Annotated in this window: 21 protein-coding genes and 1 pseudogene; 19 read left to right on the top strand and 3 right to left on the bottom strand. The window is 72.9% G+C overall.

Going from position 1 to position 23,539, the window contains the following annotated elements; translation table 11 throughout:
• Positions 1-26 precede the first annotated feature (26 nt).
• From N538_RS0102350 to N538_RS0102340, 3 genes are read right to left on the bottom strand one after another with little or no spacing between them, the layout of a single operon-like run.
• Positions 27-2,417, bottom strand: coding sequence for a transglutaminase family protein (locus N538_RS0102350; protein ID WP_028635951.1), 2,391 nt, complete (start codon positions 2,415-2,417; stop codon positions 27-29).
• Positions 2,414-3,688, bottom strand: a complete 1,275-nt coding sequence (locus tag N538_RS0102345) for a DUF58 domain-containing protein (RefSeq protein ID WP_028635950.1) — start codon at positions 3,686-3,688, stop codon at positions 2,414-2,416. The genes N538_RS0102350 and N538_RS0102345 overlap by 4 nt, the downstream gene beginning before the upstream one ends.
• A gap of 7 nt (positions 3,689-3,695) precedes the next feature.
• Positions 3,696-4,673, bottom strand: a complete 978-nt coding sequence (locus tag N538_RS0102340) for an AAA family ATPase (protein WP_036569219.1) — start codon at positions 4,671-4,673, stop codon at positions 3,696-3,698.
• A gap of 396 nt (positions 4,674-5,069) precedes the next feature.
• Here N538_RS0102340 and mraZ point away from each other — a divergent pair, with 396 nt between their 5' ends.
• The 19 genes and pseudogenes from mraZ (at position 5,070) to N538_RS0102245 (ending at position 23,489) form a co-directional block, all read left to right on the top strand.
• Positions 5,070-5,513 carry a division/cell wall cluster transcriptional repressor MraZ gene (gene mraZ / locus N538_RS0102335; RefSeq protein WP_028635948.1) on the top strand — a complete coding sequence of 148 codons (444 nt, stop codon included), beginning with the start codon at positions 5,070-5,072 and terminating at the stop codon, positions 5,511-5,513.
• 169 nt (positions 5,514-5,682) lie between these two features.
• Positions 5,683-5,856, top strand: coding sequence for a hypothetical protein (locus N538_RS28270; protein ID WP_155991937.1), 174 nt, complete (start codon positions 5,683-5,685; stop codon positions 5,854-5,856).
• Position 5,857: 1 nt separating this feature from the next.
• Positions 5,858-6,817, top strand: coding sequence for a 16S rRNA (cytosine(1402)-N(4))-methyltransferase RsmH (gene rsmH / locus N538_RS0102325; RefSeq protein ID WP_028635947.1), 960 nt, complete (start codon positions 5,858-5,860; stop codon positions 6,815-6,817).
• Entirely contained in the window at positions 6,814-7,365 is a 552-nt protein-coding gene (locus tag N538_RS27110) for a hypothetical protein (RefSeq protein ID WP_051548638.1), read from the top strand. Before rsmH ends, N538_RS27110 begins: the two co-directional genes overlap by 4 nt.
• Before the next feature lie 41 nt (positions 7,366-7,406).
• Positions 7,407-9,167, top strand: a complete 1,761-nt coding sequence (locus N538_RS0102315) for a peptidoglycan D,D-transpeptidase FtsI family protein (protein WP_028635946.1) — start codon at positions 7,407-7,409, stop codon at positions 9,165-9,167.
• Positions 9,168-9,268: 101 nt separating this feature from the next.
• Positions 9,269-10,696 (top strand): UDP-N-acetylmuramoyl-L-alanyl-D-glutamate--2,6-diaminopimelate ligase, encoded by a 1,428-nt coding sequence (locus tag N538_RS0102310; RefSeq protein WP_331279513.1) that lies wholly within the window; start codon positions 9,269-9,271, stop codon positions 10,694-10,696.
• On the top strand, positions 10,696-12,042 hold the full coding sequence (locus tag N538_RS0102305; RefSeq protein WP_231496116.1) for a UDP-N-acetylmuramoyl-tripeptide--D-alanyl-D-alanine ligase: 1,347 nt from the start codon (positions 10,696-10,698) through the stop codon (positions 12,040-12,042). The genes N538_RS0102310 and N538_RS0102305 overlap by 1 nt, the downstream gene beginning before the upstream one ends.
• Positions 12,039-13,133 carry a phospho-N-acetylmuramoyl-pentapeptide-transferase gene (mraY, locus tag N538_RS0102300; RefSeq protein WP_028635943.1) on the top strand — a complete coding sequence of 365 codons (1,095 nt, stop codon included), beginning with the start codon at positions 12,039-12,041 and terminating at the stop codon, positions 13,131-13,133. Before N538_RS0102305 ends, mraY begins: the two co-directional genes overlap by 4 nt.
• Positions 13,133-14,584 carry a UDP-N-acetylmuramoyl-L-alanine--D-glutamate ligase gene (murD, locus tag N538_RS0102295; RefSeq protein WP_036569217.1) on the top strand — a complete coding sequence of 484 codons (1,452 nt, stop codon included), beginning with the start codon at positions 13,133-13,135 and terminating at the stop codon, positions 14,582-14,584. Before mraY ends, murD begins: the two co-directional genes overlap by 1 nt.
• A gap of 25 nt (positions 14,585-14,609) precedes the next feature.
• Positions 14,610-15,848 carry a putative lipid II flippase FtsW gene (gene ftsW / locus N538_RS0102290; protein ID WP_028635941.1) on the top strand — a complete coding sequence of 413 codons (1,239 nt, stop codon included), beginning with the start codon at positions 14,610-14,612 and terminating at the stop codon, positions 15,846-15,848.
• An 11-nt stretch (positions 15,849-15,859) separates the two neighbouring features.
• On the top strand, positions 15,860-16,933 hold the full coding sequence (murG, locus tag N538_RS0102285) for an undecaprenyldiphospho-muramoylpentapeptide beta-N-acetylglucosaminyltransferase (protein ID WP_028635940.1): 1,074 nt from the start codon (positions 15,860-15,862) through the stop codon (positions 16,931-16,933).
• Complete coding sequence (locus tag N538_RS0102280; protein ID WP_028635939.1) at positions 16,930-18,267, top strand: UDP-N-acetylmuramate--L-alanine ligase; 1,338 nt, start codon at positions 16,930-16,932, stop codon at positions 18,265-18,267. Before murG ends, N538_RS0102280 begins: the two co-directional genes overlap by 4 nt.
• Positions 18,264-18,995, top strand: a complete 732-nt coding sequence (locus N538_RS0102275) for a cell division protein FtsQ/DivIB (RefSeq protein ID WP_036569215.1) — start codon at positions 18,264-18,266, stop codon at positions 18,993-18,995. Before N538_RS0102280 ends, N538_RS0102275 begins: the two co-directional genes overlap by 4 nt.
• 210 nt (positions 18,996-19,205) lie before the next feature.
• Positions 19,206-20,153, top strand: a pseudogene (ftsZ, locus tag N538_RS0102270) (cell division protein FtsZ); the annotation flags it as partial.
• Positions 20,154-20,407: 254 nt separating this feature from the next.
• Entirely contained in the window at positions 20,408-21,094 is a 687-nt protein-coding gene (locus N538_RS0102265) for a polyphenol oxidase family protein (RefSeq protein ID WP_028635936.1), read from the top strand.
• Positions 21,091-21,789 (top strand): YggS family pyridoxal phosphate-dependent enzyme, encoded by a 699-nt coding sequence (locus N538_RS0102260; RefSeq protein WP_028635935.1) that lies wholly within the window; start codon positions 21,091-21,093, stop codon positions 21,787-21,789. The genes N538_RS0102265 and N538_RS0102260 overlap by 4 nt, the downstream gene beginning before the upstream one ends.
• A 37-nt stretch (positions 21,790-21,826) precedes the next feature.
• Entirely contained in the window at positions 21,827-22,315 is a 489-nt protein-coding gene (locus tag N538_RS0102255; protein WP_028635934.1) for a cell division protein SepF, read from the top strand.
• A 46-nt stretch (positions 22,316-22,361) separates the two neighbouring features.
• The gene (locus N538_RS0102250) at positions 22,362-22,637 is read left to right on the top strand and encodes a YggT family protein (RefSeq protein ID WP_231496115.1); all 276 of its coding nucleotides are present in this window, start codon (positions 22,362-22,364) and stop codon (positions 22,635-22,637) included.
• A gap of 102 nt (positions 22,638-22,739) precedes the next feature.
• A complete protein-coding gene (locus tag N538_RS0102245; RefSeq protein WP_036569365.1) occupies positions 22,740-23,489 on the top strand; it encodes a DivIVA domain-containing protein in 750 nt (249 codons plus the stop codon).
• Positions 23,490-23,539 lie beyond the last annotated feature (50 nt).

Here is a 23,539-nt window from a genome sequence, read left to right as displayed (position 1 = left end):
ATCCAGACGCGCTGACCAGCTGACCCTCAGTTGACGTGGTCGACGACCCCGCCGTACCGCGCCTCGACGGTGGTGGGTGCGGGGCCGGTCGGGCGGGAGGCGAAGGCCAGCACCGACCGCGGCCACCAGGTCGCGCGGCGCCGCGCGGACCGCATCGCGCCCCCGGCGAGCGAGTCGAGCAGGGTCTGGGCGTCGGCACGCACCCGCACCGGGTCGGGTGCCCAGCCGGGGCGGGCGTAGCGGAGCCGCTCGAGGTCGTGCACCAGCCGGTCCAGGGCCGCCACCGCCGCGGGCGCCTCGACCGGGCCGTGCGCCGGTCGGTCCGGGGTGTGGGGACCGAGCGGGGCGCCGAGGTGGTCGACCAGCAGGTTCCTGGTCGCGCGTGGTGACCGGCCGGCCGGCCACGGGACGCCGAGGTCGACCGCGGTGTCGCGGAGCTCGACCCACGCCTCCTCCGGCGCGCCGGCCGTCAGCCGTCGCTCGCGGCGCCGCCCCCGGACGGCCCGGGGGAGGAGCAGCAGCCCGCCGACGACCAGCGCCGCGACCAGCGCGCCGCCGAGCGGGAGCCACGGCCCGTTGCCGCCGTGGTCGTTCGGGCCGGCACCGGCCGCGGACTGCTCGTCCAGGCTCGGGCGGTTGTTGGTGGGCTGGATCGCGCTCTGGCCACCGGTCGGACCGGCCGGGTCGGTCACGCCCTCGCCCGGCCCGGTCGCGATCCGGGTGTAGGTCGGCACCGTCTCGGCGCGCCCTGCGGGGGTGGGCTCGAACCGCACCCAGCCGGCGCCCTCGAAGAAGAGCTCCGGCCAGGCGTGCATGTCGTCGGAGCTGTAGATCCAGGTGTCCGGGCCGGCCGGGTCGGGATGGAGGAAGCCGATCGCGACCCGGGCCGGGATGCCGAGCAGTCGCGCCATCACCGCCATCGCGGAGGCGAACTGCTCGCAGTAGCCGGTGCGCCCGCCGGGACCGTCGCTGAGGAAGCTGACCAGCGCGTCGTACCCGCTGCCGTCCGCGTTGGCGAGGGAGTAGGTGAAGCCCCCGCCCGAGCGGAACCAGTCCTGCAGCGCGACCGCCTTCTCGAACCGGGTGGTGGCGTCCTGCGTCACCTCGACGGCGAGCTCGCGCACGATCGGCGGGACGTCGGCGGGGACGTCGGTGAACGCCTCGCTGACCCGGCCGACCGCGCTGCCCGCGTCCTCGAGCCGCTGGGAGGTGAGCCTCAGGTCCAGCGCGCTCATCGTGTAGTGCATGCCGGAGGTCGACAGGTCGTCCGGTACGGCGAGGAAGTCCATGGTCTTGCTGTCGTAGCGCCAGTCGCCGGCGGCCTGGATCCTGCTGATCGGCGCCTGCGTGGGCAGCCAGCGGGAGTTGAACGCCGGGAGGATCGTGACGTCGTACGGCGTCTCCTGGCGTCCGACCGACGCGGACACCCCCTCGGGCGGGGGCACCGCGCCGTCCGCGCCCTGGTCCGCCGGCACGTCCCGGTTCCCCGGGCTCCACTCGGTGTCGCTGAAGCGGGTGAGCGCGAGGATGCGGAGATACGACGGGTCCGGATCGGTCGTGGTGATCTGCACCAGGGGAGTGTCGTCGCCGCGCTTGAGGTCGCGCACCAGGTCCGCGGTCGGGTTGTCGATCCGGATGTCGTTGCCGCCGCCGTGCCCCGGTCCGAAGTCCAGGAGGTGCACGCCGGCGGTCGGCACCAGTGCGGGCAGGAAGACCGCGAGCGCGGTGGCCACGCCGCCGATCGCGCCGGCGGTGCTGCGGACGACGTGGGCGCCGGCGCCGAAGGAGATCGGGTCGCCGGTCTCGCGGTCGATGCCGATCGGCCGTCCCCAGCGGGCCACGCGGTCGCCCTCCTGGAGGAACAGCATGACGAGGAAGCCGGCCGCGGTCGCGACGAACACCCACCAGCTGATGCCGTGGCCGACCATGCTGACCGGGATGCTGTAGATCGTCAGCAGCGGCAGGCCCGCCAGCGGGACCCGGCGCAGCGTGCAGGCCAGGAGGTCGACGAGCAGCAGGCAGAGCAGCCCGCACAGGATCAGCAGCGGGTCGATCGGCGGGGCGGTGTCGGGCACCGGTGCCGCGAACTGGCGCGAGGTGTCGAGCGCCTCCGAGATCGCGCGGTGGAGCTCGGTCCACCCCCCGCCGACCGGCAGCGGCGACCCGGTGATGAGCAGCATCGCCACCAGGCCGGACGCCAGGACCTGGACCGTGACGACGAGCGACGCCGGCGTCCGCCACCGGCGCAGCGCGGTGCCCGTGCCCGCGACGACGATCGCCAGCAGGAACAGGGGATTGAGGAAGCCACCCGGGGTGGCGGCGAAGTCCCGCCAGGCGTACATCGCGATCCAGGTGGTGCCGGCGGCGACGGCCGGGAGCGTGACCGACGCGGCCAGGCTGCCGCGGTTCCTGCTCATCCGACGACCCCCTCGCGTGGGTGGGCGGCCCCGCGGGAGGAGTGGGCGCTGCTGCGGCCGAGCTCCTGCCAGACGGCGTCGAGACGGTCGCGGGGCCCGAGCACGACCGAACGCCAGCCCTGCTGGGCGAGCGCCCTGGTCGCCCCCGGGCTCGGGGGCGCGCCGGCCCACGCGTCCACGTCGACCGCGACCGCCAGCGCGGAACCGGCCTGGTGCTGCATCCGGCGCATCGCCGGGAGGTCGGAGGCGTCGACCTTGCCGAACACCGAGACCGTGAGGCCGCCGTGCGAGCCCTCCGTCAGCCAGGAGGTGTCGAGCCGCAGCTGCGGGACCGCCTGCACCACCGCGAGCGCCTCGAGCAGCGGACCGGTGTTGAGGTCGGCGTTCCGGACGTGCCAGGCGCTGCTGGGGTCCTCGCCCGTCGCCGTCACCAGGCGTACGGCGAAGCCGCGGTGGGTCAGGTGGACCGCGATCGACGCCGCGGCGGACACGGCCGCCTCGAGCGAGGACGCGATGCCGTGGCCGCGGTGGGCGCTGGAGCGGTTGTCGAGGAACAGCGTCGCCCGGGACTGCCACGGCTGCTCCTCGCGGCGCACCATCAGCTCGCCGACCTTGGCCGAGCTGCGCCAGTGCACGCGGCGCAGGTCGTCGCCGCGGCGGTACTCGCGCACGGTGACGTCCTCCGCCGAGCCGGTCGCGAACGCGCGCGGCCGGTTGTCGCCGGAGCCGGTCCAGGCGCCCCCGAGCGGGATCTGGGGCAGGACGACGGTGCGCGGGGTGACCGTGAGCGGCACCGTGGTGCGGAACGCGCGACCGAGCTCGACGAGGCCGAACGGGTCGGTCACCCGCACCGACATCGGGCCGATCTCGAAGTGGCCGCGGATGTCGGACCGGACCTGGTAGGTCACCGTCTGCTTCCAGCCCATGCCGATGCCCTCGACGATGAAGCGCGGTCGGGTGCCGAGCACGTAGGGCACCTGGTCCTCGAGCAGCAGCACGCCGTTCGGCGTACGCCCCTCGTTGGTGACGCTGAGCGTCACCCGGGCGGGCTGGCCGGCGGCGACCAGCTGCGGGGTCACGGTGCGGACCAGCGCGAGGCGGTACCGGTTGCGGCCGACGACCCACGCGGTGATCAGTGGCAGCGCGACGACGAGGATCCCGACCCGGGTCAGCGCGGACTGGTCGAGCACGATGGCGCAGACCAGCGCCGTCACCCCGGCGGCCAGGAACGCCCGTCCGCGGACGGTCAGGCCGGCCAGTGCCTCTTTCATGACGTGCTCACGGCTGAGGGACCGGTACGCCGGTGAGCACCGCCTCGAGGATGGCGGCGGTCGAGCGGCCGCTCATCGCGGCCTCGACGCTCGGGAGCAGCCGGTGCGACAGCACCGGTCGGGCGAGGCGGAGCACGTCGTCGGGGAGCACGTAGTCCCGGCCGTCCATCGCGGCGACGGCCTTGGAGGCGCGGACCAGGTGCAGCGACGCGCGCGGCGACGCACCGAGGGTGAGCTCGTCGGAGCGACGGGTGGCGGAGGTGATCGCCACGGCGTACCGCTGCACGGCCTCGGACACGTGCACCTGGCCGACGATGCCCACGAGCTTGCGCACCTCGGCGGCGTCGGTCACCGGCTCGAGGTCGTCGAGCGGGTTCTGGCCGGTGTGCGAGGTGAGCATCGCGATCTCGGCGGCCTCGACCGGGTAGCCGATCGACACGCGCGCCATGAAGCGGTCCCGCTGCGCCTCGGGGAGGGCGTAGGTGCCCTCCATCTCGATCGGGTTCTGGGTCGCGATCACCATGAACGGCTGCTCGAGCTGGTACGTCGTGTTGTCGACGGTGACCTGCCGCTCCTCCATGCATTCCAGGAGGGCGGACTGGGTCTTGGGCGACGCGCGGTTGATCTCGTCGCCGACCACGATGTTCGCGAAGACGCCGCCGGGGCGGAACTCGAACTCCCGGGTGTTCTGGTTGAACACCGAGACGCCGGTCACGTCGGAGGGCAGCAGGTCCGGGGTGAACTGGATGCGCCGCACCGAGCAGTCGATGCTCCGCGCCAGGGACTTGCTCAGCATCGTCTTGCCGACTCCCGGCACGTCCTCGATGAGCAGGTGGCCCTCGGCGAGCAGCACCACGAGCGCGGCGTTGACGACGTCGGGCTTGCCCTCGATGACGCGCTCGATGTTCGACCGCACCCGGCCGACCACGCGGGCCAGGGTCTGCAGGTCCGCTCCGCCCGTCGCCCCATCTGACTCTGTTCCCACTGGTGTCCCTTCCCCGATCCCCCGCGTGACCCACGCCACTTGCTGGTCTCACCGTAGTCGTGCCGGAGAAACCTACGTGGACCGAGCACCGATGCGTTCGACTCCCCGGGTCACGAATTGGTTGCAGTGGGGGAGTGCGGGGGTTCCACCCCTCCCTCCACTCCGCCCCACGCGCCCTGCGCCGAGCCCTCCACCACGCCCCACTCTCCGTGGGTCGTCTGGCTTCGCACGCGCTGACCTGCAGGAACGGGACTCCTCCCGTTGCCGGCTCCCGGTGCGACCGACGTGGAGAACCGGGCGGAAACAGCGGCGAAACGCGCGGAAGATGGTTGACGGTGGGGGAAAGTGGCGTAAAGTGGAGCGCAGTGGAGGAAGGGTCAGGAGTGGAGGTGCCCGATGTTCTTCATGGGCACGTACACGCCGAAGCTCGACGACAAGGGCCGGCTGTTCCTCCCGGCGAAGTTCAGGGACCGACTCGCGGAGGGGCTCGTGGTGACCCAAGGTCAGGAGAACTGCCTGGTCGTGTGGCCCACGGACGTCTTCATGGAGGAGGCCCGGCGGGCGCAGGCCACGCCGTTGACGGTGCGAGGAGCGCGTGACTACGCGCGCATCCTGTTCGCCGGCGCCGACGAGGGCTCGCTCGACAAGCAGGGCCGGATCGGCATCCAGGCCTCGCTGCGGGAGTACGCCGGGCTCGACCGCGACGTGGTCGTGATCGGCGTGATGGACCGCATCGAGATCTGGGACCCGGCCCGGTGGCAGGACTACTCCTCCGGTGCGCAGGCGAAGTTCGCCGAGCTGGACGAGCAGCCCAACCCGCAGCAGCACCAGCAGAACTAGCACCACGAACTCAACAGCGATCCGCAGGACGAGGTCTCGAGCCCGCTCCCGCTGCCATCTGGGTCAACTTCCCCGGTTCCAGATGGCCTTCCCCAGGGAGCGGGCAGGGACCTGGTCAGGCGGATCGCCATCGGATTTCCGGGACACACGAGGGTCGAGGCAGGGTCGAATGAGCATCGCGCACGCGGCGGTCACGCCGCTCCGGGTCGAGGAGGAGGCTCCGGTACGCCGGGTCCGCCACCAGGCTCGCGACGCCGCGGCGCTGATGGCCTTCTCGGCCGTGACCTCACTCGGGGTAGCCGGGGGCTTCCTGCCGCTGGCACTGCTGGCGCGTCAGGCCTGACATGAGCAGCCCCTCCCACGTCCCGGTCCTCCTCGACCGGGTCGTCGCCCTGCTGGCGCCTGCGCTCGACCGCCCGGGCGCCGTGCTCGTGGACTGCACGCTGGGCCTCGGTGGACACAGCGCCGCGGTGCTCGAGCGGCTCGACGCGGTCCGGGTGGTCGGCATCGACCGCGACCCCGAGGCGCTGCGTCGGGCGGGCGAGCGGCTGGCGCCGTTCGGCGACCGGTTCACGGGCGTGCTCGCGGTGTACGACGAGCTGCGGGAGGTGCTCGACGACCTCGGCCTGCCGACCGTGGACGGCGTGCTCTTCGACCTCGGCGTCTCCTCGATGCAGCTCGACGTGCGTGAGCGCGGGTTCGCCTACGCCGAGGACGCGCCGCTCGACATGCGGATGGGCGGCGACGGCCCGACCGCCGCCGACGTCCTCAACACCTACGACGCGGCCGAGCTGACCCGGGTGCTGCGGGAGTACGGCGAGGAGAGGTTCGCGCGCAAGATCGCCGCCGCCGTCGTGCGGGAGCGTGCGAAGGAGCCGTTCACGACATCGGCCCGGCTGGTCGAGCTGCTCTACGCCGAGATCCCGGCGCCGGCCCGGCGTACCGGGGGGCACCCGGCGAAGCGGACCTTCCAGGCCCTCCGCATGGAGGTCAACGACGAGCTCGCGGTCCTGCGCCGCGCCCTGCCGGCCGCCATCGACGCGGTCAGCGTCGGCGGGCGAGTGGTGGTCGAGTCCTACCACTCGCTGGAGGACCGGCTCGTGAAGCAGGCGTTCGCCGCGGCCACGCGGCTCGACGTCCCGGAGGACCTGCCGTTCGTGCCGGAGGGGCACGAGCCGGCCCTCCGGCTGGTCACCCGGGGCGCCGAGAAGGCGAGCCCGGAGGAGATCTCACAGAACCCGCGCGCGGCCTCGGTCCGGCTGCGCGCGGTCGAGCGTGTCACCCAGGGAGGGGTTGCAGCATGAGCAGTACGGTCGCCCAGATCCGCACCAGGATGCCGCGGATCGCCGAGGTCGCCGTCGAGCGCGCCCGGCTCACCGTGGTCCCGCGCCGGCGCACCCGCGCGGCCCGGATGCCGTTCGTGGCGCTCGTCTCGATGGTGCTGCTCGGCGGCGTCGTCGGGCTGCTCCTCTTCAACACCTCGATGCAGCAGGCGTCGTTCGCGTCGACCGCCCTCGAGGACCAGGCGAGCACGCTGGCCGCCCGCCAGCAGACGCTCCAGATGGACCTCGACCAGCTGCGCAACCCCCAGCGGATCGCCAAGGCCGCGATCGGCCTGGGCATGGTGCAGGCGGGCAACCCGGCGTTCCTCGAGCTCGGCACCGGCAAGGTCACCGGGGTCCCCTCACCGGGCGACGGCACCACCGCGCTGCGGATCAACCCGCTGCCGCCGAAGAAGCCGGCGCTGCTGAACCCGCCGGCGCACGTCGTCACGGTCACGCCGGAGGAATCTCACGACACGGGGCAGCAGAGCACCGGAAACGGGCGGCACCGCGACAAGAATCACCAGTAGTCACACCCGCCCCACCTGACCCGCGGAAGAATCGAGCAGACGTGCGCCAGACCCGCCCGCCGCGCGGATCCCGTCGTGGCTCGCCGCAGCTGCGGCTGCGCGTCGGGTTCGTCTTCATCGCGATGGTGCTGTCGCTGTTCGGCGCCCGCCTGGTGCAGCTGCAGGGCCTCGACCCGAACTCGTACGCCGCGATGGCGGCCGCCGAGGGTCTGGTCCGGGTCGACCTGCCCGCCGAGCGCGGCGACATCCTGGACCGCAACGGCGAGCCGCTCGCGGACTCGGTCGACGGGATGATGGTCGTGGCGGATCCCGCCCTGACCGCCGCGAAGGCCCCCGAGCTGGCGCGGTTCCTCTACAAGCGCCTCGACATCGACTACGTCTCGACGCTCACCAAGCTGCGCGCGCCCGGCAGCCGGTTCGAGTACATCGCCCGCCGGGTCCCGTCGACGCTCGCGACGGCCGTCATCGCGGCGGCGGAGAAGCACGGGTACGACGGGCTCGACACGCGCCGCGACCCGGTGCGCGACTACCCGGCCGGCGACGTCGCGGCGAACCTGGTCGGCTTCATGGGCACCGACGAGCCGCTCGCCGGCTTCGAGCGGACCTTCGACACCCAGCTCTCGGGCACCGACGGCTCGGCCCGGTACGAGGTCGGGGGTGGCAACCGGATCCCCCTCGGCGACCAGACCGTGACCAAGCCGGTCGACGGACAGGACCTGAGGACCACGATCGACCTCGACCTGCAGTGGTACACCCAGCGGGTGCTGCGCCAGACCGTCGAGGACGCCGGCGCGGAGTCGGGCTTCGCCGTCGTGATGGACAGCCGCACGGGCGAGCTCCTCGCGGTCGCGGACGACCCGACGTACGACGCCAACGACCCGACAGACGCGCCCAAGGCGGACCTCGGCTCGCGTGCGATGCAGGACGTCTACGAGCCGGGCTCGGTCGAGAAGGTGCTCACGGTGAGCTCGCTGCTCGACGAGGGCCTCGTGACGCCGCAGACGCGGATCGTCGTGCCCCCCATGCTGATGCGCGAGGACCGCCCGATCCACGACTGGTTCCCGCACGGCACCATCCACCTCACCATGGCCGGCGCGATCGCGAAGTCGTCGAACATCGCGACCGTGCTCGCCGCCGACCGGTTCAAGCAGGGCCAGCTCTACGACTACCTGCGCCAGTTCGGCCTCGGCCAGCCGACCGGCATCGGCGTCCGCGGCGAGACCGCAGGTCTGCTGCCCGCCAGGAGCGTGTGGACCCACCAGACCCAGGACCGGATCGCCTTCGGCCAGTCGCTGTCGGTCAACGGCGTCCAGATGGCCGCCGCGATCAACACCATCGCGAACGACGGGGTCCGCGTGTCGCCCAGCCTCATCGAGGGGTCCGCGACCACCGACGACGGCCAGCCCGTCGGCACCGACCACACCACGAAGCGGCGGGTGGTCAGCTCCCGCGCCGCGACCCAGATGACGCACATGATGGAGCGGGTCGTCGACCCCGAGGTCGGCGTCGCCCCGGCCGCGCAGGTGCCCGGCTACGTGGTCGCCGGCAAGACCGGCACGGCCCAGCGCGTGGGCAAGGCCTGCGGCTGCTACGACGGCACGTTCACAGTGTCGTTCGCCGGCTTCGCTCCGGCCGACGACCCGCGCTTCACGGTCTACGTCGTGGTGCAGAACCCCAGCAACGGTGGGGGTGGCGGCTCGGTCGGCGGCCCTGCCTTCTCCAAGATCATGAGCTACGCGCTCAAGCGCTACGCGGTCCCGCCGACCGGTGCGAAGCCCTCCACCCTCCCTGTGGAGTGGTGAGGGTTTCGCAGCGATAGGTTCACGTGGTGAGCGACTCCACCCGGCCCGACGCACCTGCGCGGACGCCGCTCCCGACCGTCGCGGCCTGGCTCGACGCGGGCCTGCGCGGCGACGCCGAGGGCGTCGAGGTCACCGGGATCTCGCTGTCCTCGCAGCGGATCCGGCCCGGTGACCTGTACGCCGCCCTGCCCGGCTCCCGCGCGCACGGGATCGAGTTCGCGGCCGCCGCGGTGCGGGCCGGCGCCGTCGCCGTCCTGACCGACCCCGCCGGCGCGGATGCGGTGTCCGTCGACGTGCCGCTCCTCGTCGTCGACCAGCCCCGCGCGGTGCTCGGCCGGCTCGCGGCGCGGCTGTACGGCGAGCCGGCGGCCGCGATGCGGATGGTCGGCGTCACGGGCACGCAGGGCAAGACCACGACCACACGCCTGCTGGAGAGCGGGCTGGCCGGCGCCGGCGTCCCGGCCGCCGTGATCGGCACCGTCGGCACCCGGGTCGGCGGCGAGGACGTGAGGACCACGCTCACCACGCCCGAGGCGCCGGACCTGCACGGGTTGTTCGCGATGATGCGCGAGCGCGGGGTGCAGGCGTGCGCGATGGAGGTCTCCAGCCACGCGCTGGTGATGGGACGCGTGGACGGGGTCGTCTTCGACGTCGCGGTGTTCCTCAACCTCGGCCGCGACCACCTCGACTTCCACGCCGACGTCGAGGACTACTTCCTCGCCAAGGCGTCGCTGTTCACCCCTGGTCGCGCCCGGCTCGGGCTGGTCAACGTCGACGACGAGCACGGCCGGCGGCTGGTCCGCGAGGCGACGGTCCCGGTGCGCACCTTCTCCGCCACCGGGGCGGAGGCGGACTGGCGGGCCGGCGAGGTCCAGCTGAGGCCGGACGGCTCGACGTTCGTGGTCACCGGGCCGGAGGGTGAGACCTTCGCGGCCGGCTGCCCGCTGCCCGGCGGCTTCAACGTCGCCAACACGCTGGCTGCCGTGGCCGCCGCCGGTGAGGCCGGGCTCGACGCGCCCGCGGTCGCGGCTGCCATCGCGGCGGGCGGCGGCGTACCCGGGCGGCTCGAGCGCATCGAGGCCGGCCAGGACTTCGTGGTCGTCGTCGACTACGCCCACAAGCCGGACGCCGTCGAGGCCGCGATCGGGACCCTGCGCCCGCTGACCGACGGCCGCGTGATCATGGTGCTCGGCGCGGGCGGGGACCGGGACCCCGGCAAGCGCCCGATCATGGCGGGGATCGCCGCGCGGCTCGCGGACCTGCTCGTCGTCACCGACGACAACCCGCGCACCGAGGACCCGGCCGCGATCCGGGCCGCCATGCTCGCGGGTGTCGGGGACGACGCGGGTGGCGAGGTGCTCGAGGTCGGCGACCGGCGGCTCGCGATCCGCGAGGCGGTGCGCCGGGCCCGGCCCGGCGACATCGTGCTGATCGCCGGCAAGGGCCACGAGACCGGCCAGGAGGTCGACGGCGTGGTGCACCCCTTCGACGACCGCGAGGTCGCCCGGGAGGAGCTCGCGTGCTTGTGATGACCCTGCAGGAGATCGCCGAGGTCGTGGGCGGCACCGTCCACGGCGACCCGGATCTGGTGGTCGACGCCCCCGCGTTCCTCGACAGCCGGAAGGCCGAGCCGGGCGGGCTGTTCGTGGCGGTCGTCGGCGAGCACGTCGACGGTCACGAGTACGCCGCCGGGGCGCACGCCGTGCTGGGCAGCCGGCCGATCGGCGCACCGACCGTCGTCGTCGGCGACCCGGAGACGGCGCTCGCGGCGCTCGCGCGTCACGTCGCGCGCCGCCTCGACGCGACGGTGCTGGCGCTGACCGGTTCGCAGGGCAAGACCGGGACCAAGGACTACCTCGCGCAGGTGCTCGCCGCGGCGGGCCCGACCGTCGCCACCGCGGGCAGCTTCAACAACGAGCTCGGCCTGCCGCTCACGGTGCTCCGCGCGGACGCGGGCACCGAGTTCCTCGTGCTGGAGATGGGCGCCCGCGGCATCGGCCACATCGCCTTCCTCTGCGAGATCGCACGGCCGTCCATCGCCGCCGTGCTCAACGTCGGCACGGCGCACCTCGGCGAGTTCGGGAGCCGAGAGGCGATCGCGATCGCGAAGGGCGAGATCGTCGAGGCGCTGCCGTCCACGGGCACCGCCGTCCTCAACGTCGACGACGAGCTCGTGGCCGCGATGCGCGCTCGCACGTCCGCGACGGTCCTGACCTTCGGCGCCGCCGGCGACGTCGCGTGGCGGGGCGTCGAGCTGGACGACCTGGGCCGACCGTCGTTCGAGCTGGGGCACGCGGGGGAGTGGCGGCCCGTGCGGCTCACGCAGTCCGGCCTCCACCAGGTCGCGAACGCCACCGCGGCGGCGGCGATGGCGGTCGCCGCCGGTGTCCCGCTGGCCACGGTCGCCTCGGCGCTCAGCACGGCGACGGCGGCGTCGCCGATGCGGATGGAGCTGCACGAGCGCGGCGACGGGCTGCTGGTCGTCAACGACGCCTACAACGCCAACCCCGCCTCCATGACCGCGGCGCTCGAGGCGCTGGTCGCGATCGGCGCGCGCCGGTCCCGGCGCACGGTCGCGGTCCTCGGCGAGATGCGCGAGCTCGGCCCGACGTCGTACGACGAGCACGTGGGTGTGGGGCGCACCGCGGCCGACCTGGGGGTGGACCTGCTGGTGGTCGTCGGCGAGGGCGCGGCCGGCATCGCCGTCGGCTTCGGACGCGAGACGATCGTCACGGCGGGGCGTGCCGAGGCACTGGCGTGGGTGCGGGAGAATGCGTCGGGCGCCGATGTCGTGCTGGTCAAGGCATCGCGCGGCGCCGCGTTGGAGACGATCGCTGAGGGTTTGCTGGTGGAGGGAGACGGAACCGCGCCATGAGAGCCATCCTGCTCGGCGGCGGCCTCGCCCTGCTCGTCTCGCTGCTCGGCACCCGGGTCGCGATCACGCTGTTCACCCAGTGGGGGTACGGCCAGGAGATCCGCGACGACGGTCCGACCAGCCACCACACCAAGCGCGGCACGCCCACGATGGGGGGCGTCGTCATCATCCTCGCCACCGTGATCGGCTACTTCGCCGCGAAGCTGATCACCCAGGACATGCCGACGGCCTCGGCGCTGCTGCTGCTGTTCCTGTTCGTCGGCACCGGCCTGGTCGGCTTCCTCGACGACTTCATCAAGATCTCCAAGCAGCGGAGCCTGGGCCTGCGCAGCAAGGCGAAGATGATCGGGCTGACCGTGATCGCGCTGGTCTTCGGCGCGCTCTCGCTGTCGCCGTGGCTGGAGGACGACCGCGGCCAGACCCCGGCGTCCAAGCACATCTCGTTCATCCGCGACATCGGCTGGATCACGCTGCCGACCGTCGTCGTGCTGGTGCTGATCTGGCTCGTCATCGCCGCCACGTCGAACGGCGTGAATCTCACCGACGGCCTCGACGGGCTCGCCAGCGGTGCGTGCGTGATGGTCTTCGGCGCCTACATGTTCGTGAACATCTGGCAGAACAACCAGTGGTGCGGCCAGTCCGGCCTCGACCAGCCCAACCTCTGCTACGAGGTCCGGGACCCCCTCGACCTCGCGGTGGTCGCCGCCGCGATCACCGGCGCGTGCTTCGGGTTCCTGTGGTGGAACGCGTCGCCCGCCGCGATCTTCATGGGCGACACCGGGTCGCTCGCGCTCGGCGGAGCGCTCGCGGGGCTCGCGATCCTCACCCGCACCGAGCTGCTGCTGATCATCCTCGGCGGGCTCTTCGTCCTCGAGACGGTCTCGGTGATGCTCCAGGTCACGACGTTCAAGGTCACCAAGAGGCTGACCGGGACGGGGCGGCGGGTCTTCCGGATCGCGCCCGTCCACCACCACTTCGAGATGCTCGGCTGGGAGCAGGTGACGGTCGTGATCCGGTTCTGGATCATCACCGGCATCTGCGTCGCCGCCGGCCTCGGCATCTTCTACGCCGAATGGGTCGCGGGCATCTGATGGACCCGCGCAGTCTCGGACGCCACGACTCCTGGGAGGGTGTCCACGCGGTCGTCGCGGGCTTCGGCGTGTCCGGGTTCGCCGCCGCCGACAACCTCAACCACCTCGGCGCGCGGGTGGTCGCGCTCGACGAGTCCGAGGCGGGCGACCGCCCCCAGAAGGCCGAGCTCCTGGAGGTGCTGGGCGCCGACGTCCGCCTGGGGCTCGGGAGCACCGCGACGCTGCCGGACGACGCCGACCTGCTCGTCACCTCGCCCGGCTGGCGGCCGGACGCGCCGCTGCTGGCGCAGGCGCGAGCGCGCGGCGTGCCGGTCTGGGGCGAGGTCGAGCTCGCCTGGCGGTTGCGCGACCCGAACCACCACACCCCGTGGCTCTGCGTCACCGGCACCAACGGCAAGACCACGACCGTGCAGATGCTCGACACGATCCTGCGCGCCGCCGGCCTGCGCAGCATCGCGGTCGGCAACGTCGGCCTGCCGATCGTCGAGGCCGTGATGGACCCCGAGCCGTACGACGTCTTCGCCGTCGAGCTCTCCAGCTTCCAGCTGCACTACACCGACTCGATGGCCGCGGAGTCGGCCGCGGTGCTCAACGTCGCCGAGGACCATCTCGACTGGTACTCCTCGATGGCGGACTACGCGGCCGACAAGGGCCGCATCTACGAGCGGGTCAGCCGGGCCTGCGTCTACAACGTCGCCGACCCCGAGACGGAGCGCCTGGTGCGCGAGGCCGACGTCGTCGAGGGGGCACGGGCCGTCGGCTTCACCCTCGGGATGCCCGGCGTCGGCATGCTCGGCGTCGTCGAGGACATCCTCGCGGACCGGGCGTTCATCGAGCAGCGTGAGTCGAGTGCGGCGGAGCTGTGCACGATCTCCGACCTCTCCTCGCCCGCGCCGCACAACGTGCAGAACGCCCTCGCGGCCGCCGCGCTGGCCCGGGCCCACGGCGTCTCCCAGGCCGCGGTCCGCGAGGGGCTCCGCAACTTCCGTCCCGACGGTCACCGGATCGCGGTCGTCGGGGAGCGCGACGGCGTCACCTGGGTCGACGACTCGAAGGCCACCAACCCGCACGCCGCCCAGTCGTCGCTGCAGGCCTACGACCCGGTCGTCTGGGTCGCCGGAGGCCTGGCCAAGGGTGCGCGCTTCGACGAGCTCGTCCTCGCGGTGCGCGACCGCCTGCGCGGCGTCGTCCTGCTCGGCCGGGACCGGGACGTGATCGCGGGCGCGCTTTCGCGACACGCCCCCGATGTGCCCGTGATCGTGGTCGGTGCCGACGAGACTGGTCCCGTAGACGGTGGGCATGCCATGGAGCGTGCCGTGGGAGCCGCAGCCGAGTTGGCTCGACCCGGCGACACGGTCCTGCTGGCTCCCGGGTGCGCGTCCATGGACATGTTCACCAACTACGCCGAGCGCGGCGACGCGTTCGCAGACGCCGTACGCCGCAGGCTCTAGCCAGCTCGACCCCGAGGAGGACGCGATGACCACCGCGGACCCCCTCGACCAGACGCGGCGCCGCTCCGCCCTCGGGAGCTGGTACGCGTCGGTCCGCGAGGCGCTCGACCGCCCGCTCACGGCGTACTACCTGCTGCTCGGCGCCTCCGGGCTGCTGCTCACCATCGGGCTCGTCATGGTGCTCAGCGCGTCGAGCGTCTACTCCTACGAGCAGAACGGCAACTCCTACGCGGTCGTCGAGCGGCAGCTGGTCTGGGTGCTGATCGGCATCCCGTGCGCGTTCGTCGCCTCGCGGCTGCCGCACTCGCTGATCCGGCGGTTCGCGTGGCTCGGCCTGTTCACCTCGATCGTGCTGCTCGGCCTGACCCAGACCGGACTCGGCCGTACGGTGAACGGCAACCAGAACTGGCTCGGCGTCGGGCCGTTCGTCGTCCAGCCCGCCGAGATCGCCAAGCTCGCGATCGTGCTCTGGGCGGCCCACGTGTACGCGATGAAGGACAAGCGGCTGGGCAGCTTCCACGAGGTCTTCATGCCCGTGGTGCCCGGCCTGCTCGCGGTCATCGGACTGGTCGTCTTCGGCAAGGACCTGGGCACCGCGCTGGTGCTCTTCGCGATCCTGCTGGCGATGCTGTGGGTGGTCGGCGCTCCCGGCCGGCTCTTCACGTTCGCGCTGACCATCGTGGGCGTGGTCGCGATCGGGCTCGCGTCCACGAGCTCGGAACGGCTGCAGCGGATCACGAACTTCGCGGATCCGTTCAAGGACTACCACAACGCGGGCTGGCAGCCCGCGCACGGGCTGTTCGCGCTCGCCAGCGGCGGCATCTTCGGCGAGGGCATCGGCGCCAGCCGGCAGAAGTGGGGCGAGCTGCCCGAGGCGCACACCGACTTCATCTTCGCGGTGCTCGGCGAGGAGCTGGGGCTGGTCGGCACGCTGCTGGTGATCGCGCTCTTCCTCACCATCGCGTACGCCGCCATCCGGGTCGCGGCGCAGACCAAGGACTCGTTCGTCCGGTACATGACCTTCGGCATCGTGGTCTGGCTCCTCGGCCAGATGATCATCAACGTCGGCATGGTGCTGGCCCTCCTCCCCGTCATCGGCATCCCGTTGCCGCTGGTGTCGTACGGCGGCTCGGCCCTGGTGCCCTCGCTCGTCGCGCTCGGCATCCTGGTCGGCTTCGCACGCCGCGAGCCCGAGGCCGCGCGCGCCCTGGCGCAGCGCAGGAAGGCCCGCTCCGCCGGACTGTCGGCGGGTCGCGTCTCCTAGGGTTGACCGCGATGCGCGTACTCCTCGCCGGCGGCGGCACCGCCGGCCACACCTCACCCCTGCTCGCCACCGCCGACGCCCTGCGCCGCCTGGCGCCCGGCGTCGAGGTCACCTGTCTCGGCACGCCGCGCGGCCTGGAGAACAAGGTCGTCCCCGAGGCGGGCTACCCGCTCGAGCTGATCCCGCCGGTGCCGCTGCCGCGCCGCCCCAACGCCGACTTCTTCAAGGTCCCCGCCCGGCTCCGCGCCGCGGTGCGCGAGACCCGCGCGGTGCTCGATCGAGTGCGGCCCGACGTCGTCGTCGGGTACGGCGGCTACGTCTCGATGCCGCTCTACCTCGCGGTCCGCAAGGGCCAGGTCCCGCTGGTGATCCACGAGCAGAACGCCGTCCCCGGCCTGGCGAACAAGGCCGGTGCCAGATTCGCCGAGCGGGTGCTGGTGAGCTTCCCGGACACCCCGCTGAGGAAGGCTGAGTACGTCGGCCTGCCGATCCGCACGATGATCTCCGGCCTCGACCGGGCCGCGCGGCGCGCCGAGGCCCGGGCGTTCTTCGGCCTCGACCCCGACCGCCCCACGCTGCTGGTCACCGGCGGCTCCCAGGGCGCCCGCCGGCTCAACCAGGCGGTGTCCGGAGCGGCGGCCTCGCTGGCCGCGGCCGGCGTGCAGGTGCTGCACGCGCAGGGCAAGCACGGTGGCGCCACGCCGGACCCGACCGACCTGCCGTACGTCGTCGTCGACTACATCGACCGGATGGACCTCGCGTACGCCGCCGCCGACCTCGTCGTCTGCCGGGCGGGCGCCTCCAGCGTGACCGAGGCCGCCGCCGTCGGCCTGCCCGCGGTCTTCGTGCCGCTGCCGATCGGCAACGGCGAGCAGGAGAAGAACGCCGCGCCCGTGGTCGCCGCGGGCGGCGGGCTCCTGGTGCGGGACGCCGACCTGACGACGGAGTGGGTCGTCGCGCACGTCCCGGACCTCGCCGCCGACACCGCGCGGCTGGCGGCGATGGGCGCTTCGGCCGCGGCCCTGATCCCGCGCGACGCCGACGAGAGGCTCGCGCGCATCGTCCTCGAGGCGGCGCGTCCGTGAAGGTGCCCGTCCCGGACGAGATCCTCCCCGCCGACCGGCTCGGTCACGTCCACTTCGTCGGCATCGGCGGGGCCGGCCTGTCCGGCATCGCCCGGATCATGCTGGCCCGCGGCATCACGGTGAGCGGCAGCGACGGTGCCGACTCGCCGGCGCTGGCCGCCCTGCGGGCGCTGGGCGCCTCCGTCTTCGTCGGGCACTCCGCGTCCCAGCTGGGCGACGCGGACACGGTGGTCGTGTCGACGGCGGTCCGTGCGGACAACCCGGAGTACGCCGAGGCCGTCCGCCGCGGGCTGCGCGTCCTCCCGCGGTCGGCGGCGCTGGCCGCGGTGATGGCCGGGCGTCGCGTCGTCGCGGTCGCGGGCACGCACGGCAAGACGACGACCACCTCCTTGCTCACGGTCGCACTTCAGGCGGCGGGCGCGGACCCGACGTACGCGATCGGCGGCGACCTGGCGGCCACCGGCGTGAACGCCGCGGAGGGCACCGGACTCGACTTCGTCGCGGAGGCGGACGAGAGCGACGGTGCGTTCCTGCACTACTCGCCGTACGCCGCGATCGTCACGAACGTCGAGGCCGACCACCTCGACCACTGGGGGACCGAGGAGGGCTACCGGCGCGCGTTCGAGGACTTCGCCGACACCGTCGCGCCCGACGGCTTCCTGGTCTGCTGCGTGGACGACCCGGGGGCCGCCGCGCTCGCGTCGCGTGCGGAGGACCGGGGCCGGCGGGTCGTGCGGGTGTCGGCGTCGTCGCCCGGCCTGCTGACGGACGTCACGCTCTGGTCGCCGGGGGAGCACTACCTCGTCGACGCCCTGGCGGCGCTGGCCGCCGGTGTCGCGCTGGGCTACGACGCCGACGACCTGGTGCGCGGCATCGCGGCGTACACCGGCACCAAGCGCCGGATGGAGCTCAAGGGCGAGGCCGGGGGAGTGCGCGTCTACGACAGCTACGCGCACCACCCGACCGAGATCGCCGGGGACCTGCAAGCCGCGCGGGCGCTCGCCGGGTCGGGCCGGGTCGTGGTGGGCTACCAGCCGCACCTGGTCTCGCGCACCCGGATCTTCGGTGTGCAGATGGGCGAGGCGCTGGGTGCCGCGGACGAGGTCGTCGTGCTCGACGTCTACCTCGCCCGCGAGGACCCGGACCCGGACGTGACGGGGGCGATGGTGGCGGCCGCCGTACCGCTCCCGGCCGATCGGGTGGCGTTCGTGCCGTCGTTCGACGACGTCGCCGCGGCGCTCGTCGCCCGGGCCCGGCCCGGCGACCTGGTGCTCACGCTGGGCGCGGGCACCGTGACGGCGATCGGCCCTCAGGTCCTGGAGCTGCTCGGATGACCGAGGCGTCGACCGACCTGCGCACCCGGAAGCGGTTCGCGCGCCGCCAGTGGGCCCGCCGCTGGCTGAACTGGAAGCCCGTGCTCGCGGTGGTGCTGGTCCTGGTCCTCCTGGTCGGCACCGTCTGGCTGGTCTTCTTCTCCTCCTACCTCTCGGTCACGGGCGTCGACGTGCACGGCGCCCGGCTGCTCTCGGACAGCCAGGTCCGCCAGGCGGCCGCGGTGCCCGAGGGCCAGGCCCTCGCCCGGGTCGACCTCGAGCGGATCCGCACCCGGGTCGAGGCGCTCGCCGCCGTACGCTCCGCCGACGTCTCGCGCGAGTGGCCGGACCAGGTCCGCATCGACGTCACCGAGCGCGTCCCCGTCGCGGTCGTCGAGATCGCCGGACAGCTGCGCGGCATGGACGCCGACGGCGTGGTGTTCCGCGACTACGCCCAGGCCCCACCCGACCTCCCGCGTGTGGTGACCGGCAACGACACCGGGAACGCCGCCCTGCGCGAGGCCGCCCTCGTCGTCGCCGCCCTGCCCGCCGACCTGGCCGCGAAGGTCGACCACGTCGAGGTCGAGACCGTCGACGAGATCACCCTCGACCTCCGTGACGGTCGGACCGTCCGCTGGGGGAGCTCCGCCGACTCCGATCTCAAGGCCGAGGTGCTCGCCCAGCTCCTGGTCGCCCGCAAGGCCCAGACCTACGACGTCTCCGTCCCGGGTCAGCCGACCACGAAGTAGGAGCAGCGCCCGCATCCACCGGCGTGTCTCCATCGATCGAGCGCGGCGGCTGCCTAGTGTCGTGACCACGGCGAGGTTGACATAACTATAACCCTCAGGCTGAGGGTCAGAGTTAACGGACAGGCCGACGCCGACTTCCCCGAGTCACGCAGACACACCCGAGACACAGCACATCGACCAGCATCCGACGAGCAGCGAAGGGCGAAAGCCGTGGCAGCAGCGCAGAACTACCTGGCCATCATCAAGGTCGTGGGCATCGGCGGTGGTGGTGTCAACGCCGTCAACCGGATGATCGAGGTCGGCCTCAAGGGCGTCGAGTTCATCGCGATCAACACCGACGCGCAGGCGCTCCTCATGAGCGACGCCGACGTGAAGCTCGACATCGGTCGTGAGTTGACCCGCGGGCTCGGCGCCGGGGCGAACCCCGACGTGGGCGCCCGGGCGGCGGAGGACCACGCCGACGAGATCGAGGAGGTCATGAAGGGCGCCGACATGGTGTTCGTGACCGCCGGCGAGGGCGGTGGCACCGGCACCGGCGGCGCACCCGTCGTGGCCCGGATCGCCCGGAGCCTCGGCGCCCTGACCATCGGCGTCGTGACCCGGCCGTTCTCGTTCGAGGGCCGGCGTCGCGCCAACTCCGCCGAGGAGGGCATCGCGCAGCTGCGCGAGGAGGTCGACACCCTCATCGTGATCCCGAACGACCGGCTGCTCTCGATCAGCGACCGCAACGTCTCGGTGCTCGACGCGTTCAAGCAGGCCGACCAGGTGCTGCTCCAGGGCGTCTCGGGCATCACCGACCTGATCACCACGCCCGGACTGATCAACCTCGACTTCGCGGACGTGAAGTCCGTGATGTCGAACGCCGGCTCCGCGCTGATGGGCATCGGCTCGGCCCGGGGCGAGGACCGCTCCGTGGCGGCGGCCGAGATGGCGGTGTCGAGCCCGCTCCTCGAGGCCAGCATCGACGGAGCGCACGGCGTGCTGCTCTCGATCGCCGGCGGCTCCGACCTGGGCCTGTTCGAGATCAACGAGGCGGCCGCGCTGGTCGCCGAGGCCGTGCACGCCGAGGCGAACATCATCTTCGGCGCGACCATCGACGACGCGCTCGGCGACGAGGTGCGGGTCACGGTCATTGCGGCCGGGTTCGACGGCGGCCAGCCGAAGCGTCGTGACGAGGGCGCCGTGCTGCGCCGCGACACCCGGCCGGCCCAGGCCCCCTCCGAGACGAAGGCGCCGGCGCAGGCCGGCCCCGCCGCCCCGCCGGCGGCCGACAGGGACAAGGGCCGGGACCAGGACCGCGAGAAGGAGAAGGAGAAGGTCGGCACGACCGCTTCCCAGGCCAGTACGCCGCGACCCGCTCCGCACCAGGTGCAGTTCGACGACGACGACCTGGACGTGCCCGACTTCCTCAAGTGACCTTCCTCTTCCAGGACACCGTGCCGGTCACGACCGGCACGGTGTCGGTCGCGTTCACCGACCGCACCCTCGACCTCGGCGACCTCGCGACGGACCACGTCCGTGGCGCGGCTCTCGCGACGGTCGCGGCCGAGACCGGCGCGACGCCGTACCTGATGCACCAGGTGCACGGCACCGCCGTCCACCTCGTCGATGGCTCGTACGAGGCGGCGCCGGACGCGGACGCCCTGCTCACCACCGAGCCGGGGATCGCACTGCTCGCGCGCGCGGCCGACTGCGTGCCGGTGCTCCTGGTCGCCGCCGGCGGCGAGATCGGGGCGGTGCACGCCGGCCGGGAGGGCGTACGCCGGGGCGTCGTCACCGCCGCCGTCGAGCGGCTGCGCGAGCTCGGCGCGACCGGTCTCCGGGCCTGGGTCGGGCCGCACATCTGTGGCCGCTGCTACGAGGTGCCCGAGGAGCTGCGGGCCGAGGTCGCGGCGGCCGTGCCCGAGACCGGCGCCACCACCAGCTGGGGCACTCCTGCCCTCGACCTCGGTGCCGGCGTCCTGGCCCAGCTCGCCGCGGCCGGCGTACCCGCGACCGAGGTCGGCGGCTGCACCCGCGAGGACGAGAGCCTGCACTCCTACCGCCGCGACGGCGTGGCCGCCGGCCGGCTCGCCGGCGTGGTCTGGAGGAGTGCATGACCCGCCAGGAGCAGGTCGCCTCCGGGCTCGAGGTCGTCCGGGGCCGGATCGCGGGCGCCTGCGCCGACGCCGGCCGCGACCCGGGCGAGGTCCGGCTCGTCGTGGTCACCAAGTTCTTCCCGGCCTCCGACGTCCGGATCCTCGCCGACCTCGGCATCACCGACGTGGGGGAGAACCGTCACCAGGAGGCCCAGGCGAAGGCAGCTGAGTGCGCCGACCTCGGGCTCACCTGGCACTTCATCGGCGGCCTGCAGAGCAACAAGGCGGCGGCCGTCGCGTCGTACGCCGACGTCGTCGAGTCCGTCGACCGCGCGAAGCTGCTCACCGGCCTCGACCGCGGCGCGCACGAGCGTGACCGCGCCCTCGACGTCCTGCTCCAGGTCAGCCTCGACCCGCCCGGGCGCGAGGGCCGGGCCGGCGTCGACCCCGACGGGCTGGCCGCCCTCGGCACCGCGGTCGCCGCGGCCGGCATGCTCCGGCTGCGGGGGCTGATGGCCGTAGCGCCGCTCGGTGAGGATCCGGCGTCCGCGTTCGAGCGGCTCGCCGGGATCCGCCGTGACTTCCTCGCCGACCACCCCGACGCGACCTGGCTGTCGGCCGGGATGAGCGGCGACCTCGAGCACGCCGTCCGGGCCGGCGCGACACACGTGCGCATTGGCTCGGCGGTCCTCGGTTCGAGGCCACAGGTCAAGTAATGTCCCAACCACCACACCACCACCGGAGGGCACAGTCATGAGCGGCGCTATGCGCAGGATCGGCGAGTACCTCGGCCTGCTCGAGGACACCGGCCGGTACGACGACGAGTACGCCTACGAGGGCGAGTACGAGACCCAGGAGACCGCTCCTGTCCGTGCGCCGAAGCGCGAGGTGCGTCCCGCACCCGTGTCCGACATCTCCGAGCGCCGGCGTCCGGCTCCCGGACCGACCGGAGTGGTGGCCGAGCTGTCCCGCATCACGACCCTGCACCCGCGCACCTACAACGAGGCGCGCACCATCGGCGAGAACTTCCGCGAGGGCACGCCGGTGATCATGAACCTCTCGGAGATGGACGATTCCGACGCCAAGCGGCTCGTCGACTTCGCGGCCGGGCTGGTGTTTGCCACGCGTGGCACGATCGAGCGCGTCACCAACAAGGTGTTCCTGCTCTCGCCGCCGAACGTGACGGTGGCCGCCGAGGACAAGCAGCGGATCGTCGCAGGCGGGTTCTTCAACCAGAGCTGACGCCGTCCAGAGCGAGGATCCGTCGTACGTGAATGTTGCCGGTGGCTTGATCGAGGCCGTGCTGTGGTTCTTCATCGCCCTGCTGTGGGTCCGGTTCGTGGTGGACTGGGTGCAGGTGTTCGCGCGGGCGTGGGTGCCCCACGGCGTGCTCCTGGTGGCGCTCGAGGGCGTGTACTCCACCACGGATCCGCCGATCAAGGCGCTGCGCCGGGTGATCCCGCCACTGCGGATCGGGAGCATCTCGCTCGACCTGAGCTTCCTGATCGTGATCGTCGCCGCGTACGTCCTGCTCCGGGTCAACCGCGAGATCTTCCTGGCCTGAACCGGCCGGGAGCAGGGGAGCGCCGGCGTCGATGAGCCGCTCACCTGTGCAAGCGCTATTGTTCGACCGACAGTAACTTTGACGACGAGAATGGGTGAGGTCATGCCGCTGACGCCTGAGGACGTGAGCAACAAGCGCTTTACTCCCGTCCGGCTCCGCGAGGGCTACGACATGGGTGAGGTCGACCAGTTCCTCGACGAGGTGGAAGCCGAGCTGGCGCGTCTCACGAAGGAGAACGACGACCTCAGGGCGAAGCTGTCCACGGCCCAGGGTGGCGTCTCGACCGAGACGGCCCCGCAGCCGCGCGCCGAGGAGAAGGCACCCGAGCCGACGCCGGCGCCGGAGCCGGAGGTGGTCGCCACGCCGGCCCCCGTGGTCGCCGCGACCCCCGTCGAGACGATCCGGGTCGAGACCGTCCCGCAGGCCTCGAACGCCGCGGCTCGGCTGCTCGAGATCGCGACCCGCAACGCCGACGAGCTCGTCGAGGACGCGAAGAACGAGGCCGACAAGATCGTCGGCGAGGCCCGTACCAAGGCCGAGCGCCTGGAGTCGGAGTCGAAGACCAAGGCCGACCGCCTCGAGTCGGATGCCCGCACCCGTGCCCAGATGCTCGACTCGGAGACGGCCGAGCGCCGTCGCCAGATGTTCGGGGACCTCGAGCGCGAGCGCGACATCCTGAACGGCGAGGTCGAGAAGCTCCGCTCCTTCGAGCGCGAGTACCGCTCCCGCCTCAAGAGCTACTTCAGCCAGCAGCTGGAGGCGCTCGGCAGCGGCACGTCCGACGGCCCGGCGGGCGAGGACACCCCGGCACCGAAGCGGTTGCGCTCGATCCTCGGCGAGGACGACGCCTGACCGCCGTACCATCGCTTGGCGCGAGCGGCCGGCCCCCGAGGGGGCCGGCC

The organism is Nocardioides sp. URHA0032 (assembly GCF_000620645.1).
Classification (GTDB): Bacteria; Actinomycetota; Actinomycetes; order Propionibacteriales; family Nocardioidaceae; genus Nocardioides.
This window is presented reverse-complemented; position numbering and strand designations above follow the sequence as displayed.

Bases quoted from the DNA above. Each gene is read 5' to 3' on its own strand.
- mraY (WP_028635943.1), top strand. From the start codon at position 12,039: ATGAGAGCCATCCTGCTCGGCGGCGGCCTCGCCCTGCTCGTCTCGCTG.
- N538_RS0102255 (WP_028635934.1), top strand. From the start codon at position 21,827: ATGAGCGGCGCTATGCGCAGGATCGGCGAGTACCTCGGCCTGCTCGAG.
- N538_RS28270 (WP_155991937.1), top strand. From the start codon at position 5,683: ATGAGCATCGCGCACGCGGCGGTCACGCCGCTCCGGGTCGAGGAGGAG.
- N538_RS0102350 (WP_028635951.1), bottom strand. From the start codon at position 2,417: ATGAGCAGGAACCGCGGCAGCCTGGCCGCGTCGGTCACGCTCCCGGCC.
- murD (WP_036569217.1), top strand. From the start codon at position 13,133: ATGGACCCGCGCAGTCTCGGACGCCACGACTCCTGGGAGGGTGTCCAC.
- N538_RS0102275 (WP_036569215.1), top strand. From the start codon at position 18,264: ATGACCGAGGCGTCGACCGACCTGCGCACCCGGAAGCGGTTCGCGCGC.
- N538_RS0102345 (WP_028635950.1), bottom strand. From the start codon at position 3,688: ATGAAAGAGGCACTGGCCGGCCTGACCGTCCGCGGACGGGCGTTCCTG.
- ftsW (WP_028635941.1), top strand. From the start codon at position 14,610: ATGACCACCGCGGACCCCCTCGACCAGACGCGGCGCCGCTCCGCCCTC.
- N538_RS0102260 (WP_028635935.1), top strand. From the start codon at position 21,091: ATGACCCGCCAGGAGCAGGTCGCCTCCGGGCTCGAGGTCGTCCGGGGC.
- murG (WP_028635940.1), top strand. From the start codon at position 15,860: ATGCGCGTACTCCTCGCCGGCGGCGGCACCGCCGGCCACACCTCACCC.
- mraZ (WP_028635948.1), top strand. From the start codon at position 5,070: ATGTTCTTCATGGGCACGTACACGCCGAAGCTCGACGACAAGGGCCGG.
- N538_RS27110 (WP_051548638.1), top strand. From the start codon at position 6,814: ATGAGCAGTACGGTCGCCCAGATCCGCACCAGGATGCCGCGGATCGCC.
- N538_RS0102305 (WP_231496116.1), top strand. From the start codon at position 10,696: ATGACCCTGCAGGAGATCGCCGAGGTCGTGGGCGGCACCGTCCACGGC.
- rsmH (WP_028635947.1), top strand. From the start codon at position 5,858: ATGAGCAGCCCCTCCCACGTCCCGGTCCTCCTCGACCGGGTCGTCGCC.
- N538_RS0102245 (WP_036569365.1), top strand. From the start codon at position 22,740: ATGCCGCTGACGCCTGAGGACGTGAGCAACAAGCGCTTTACTCCCGTC.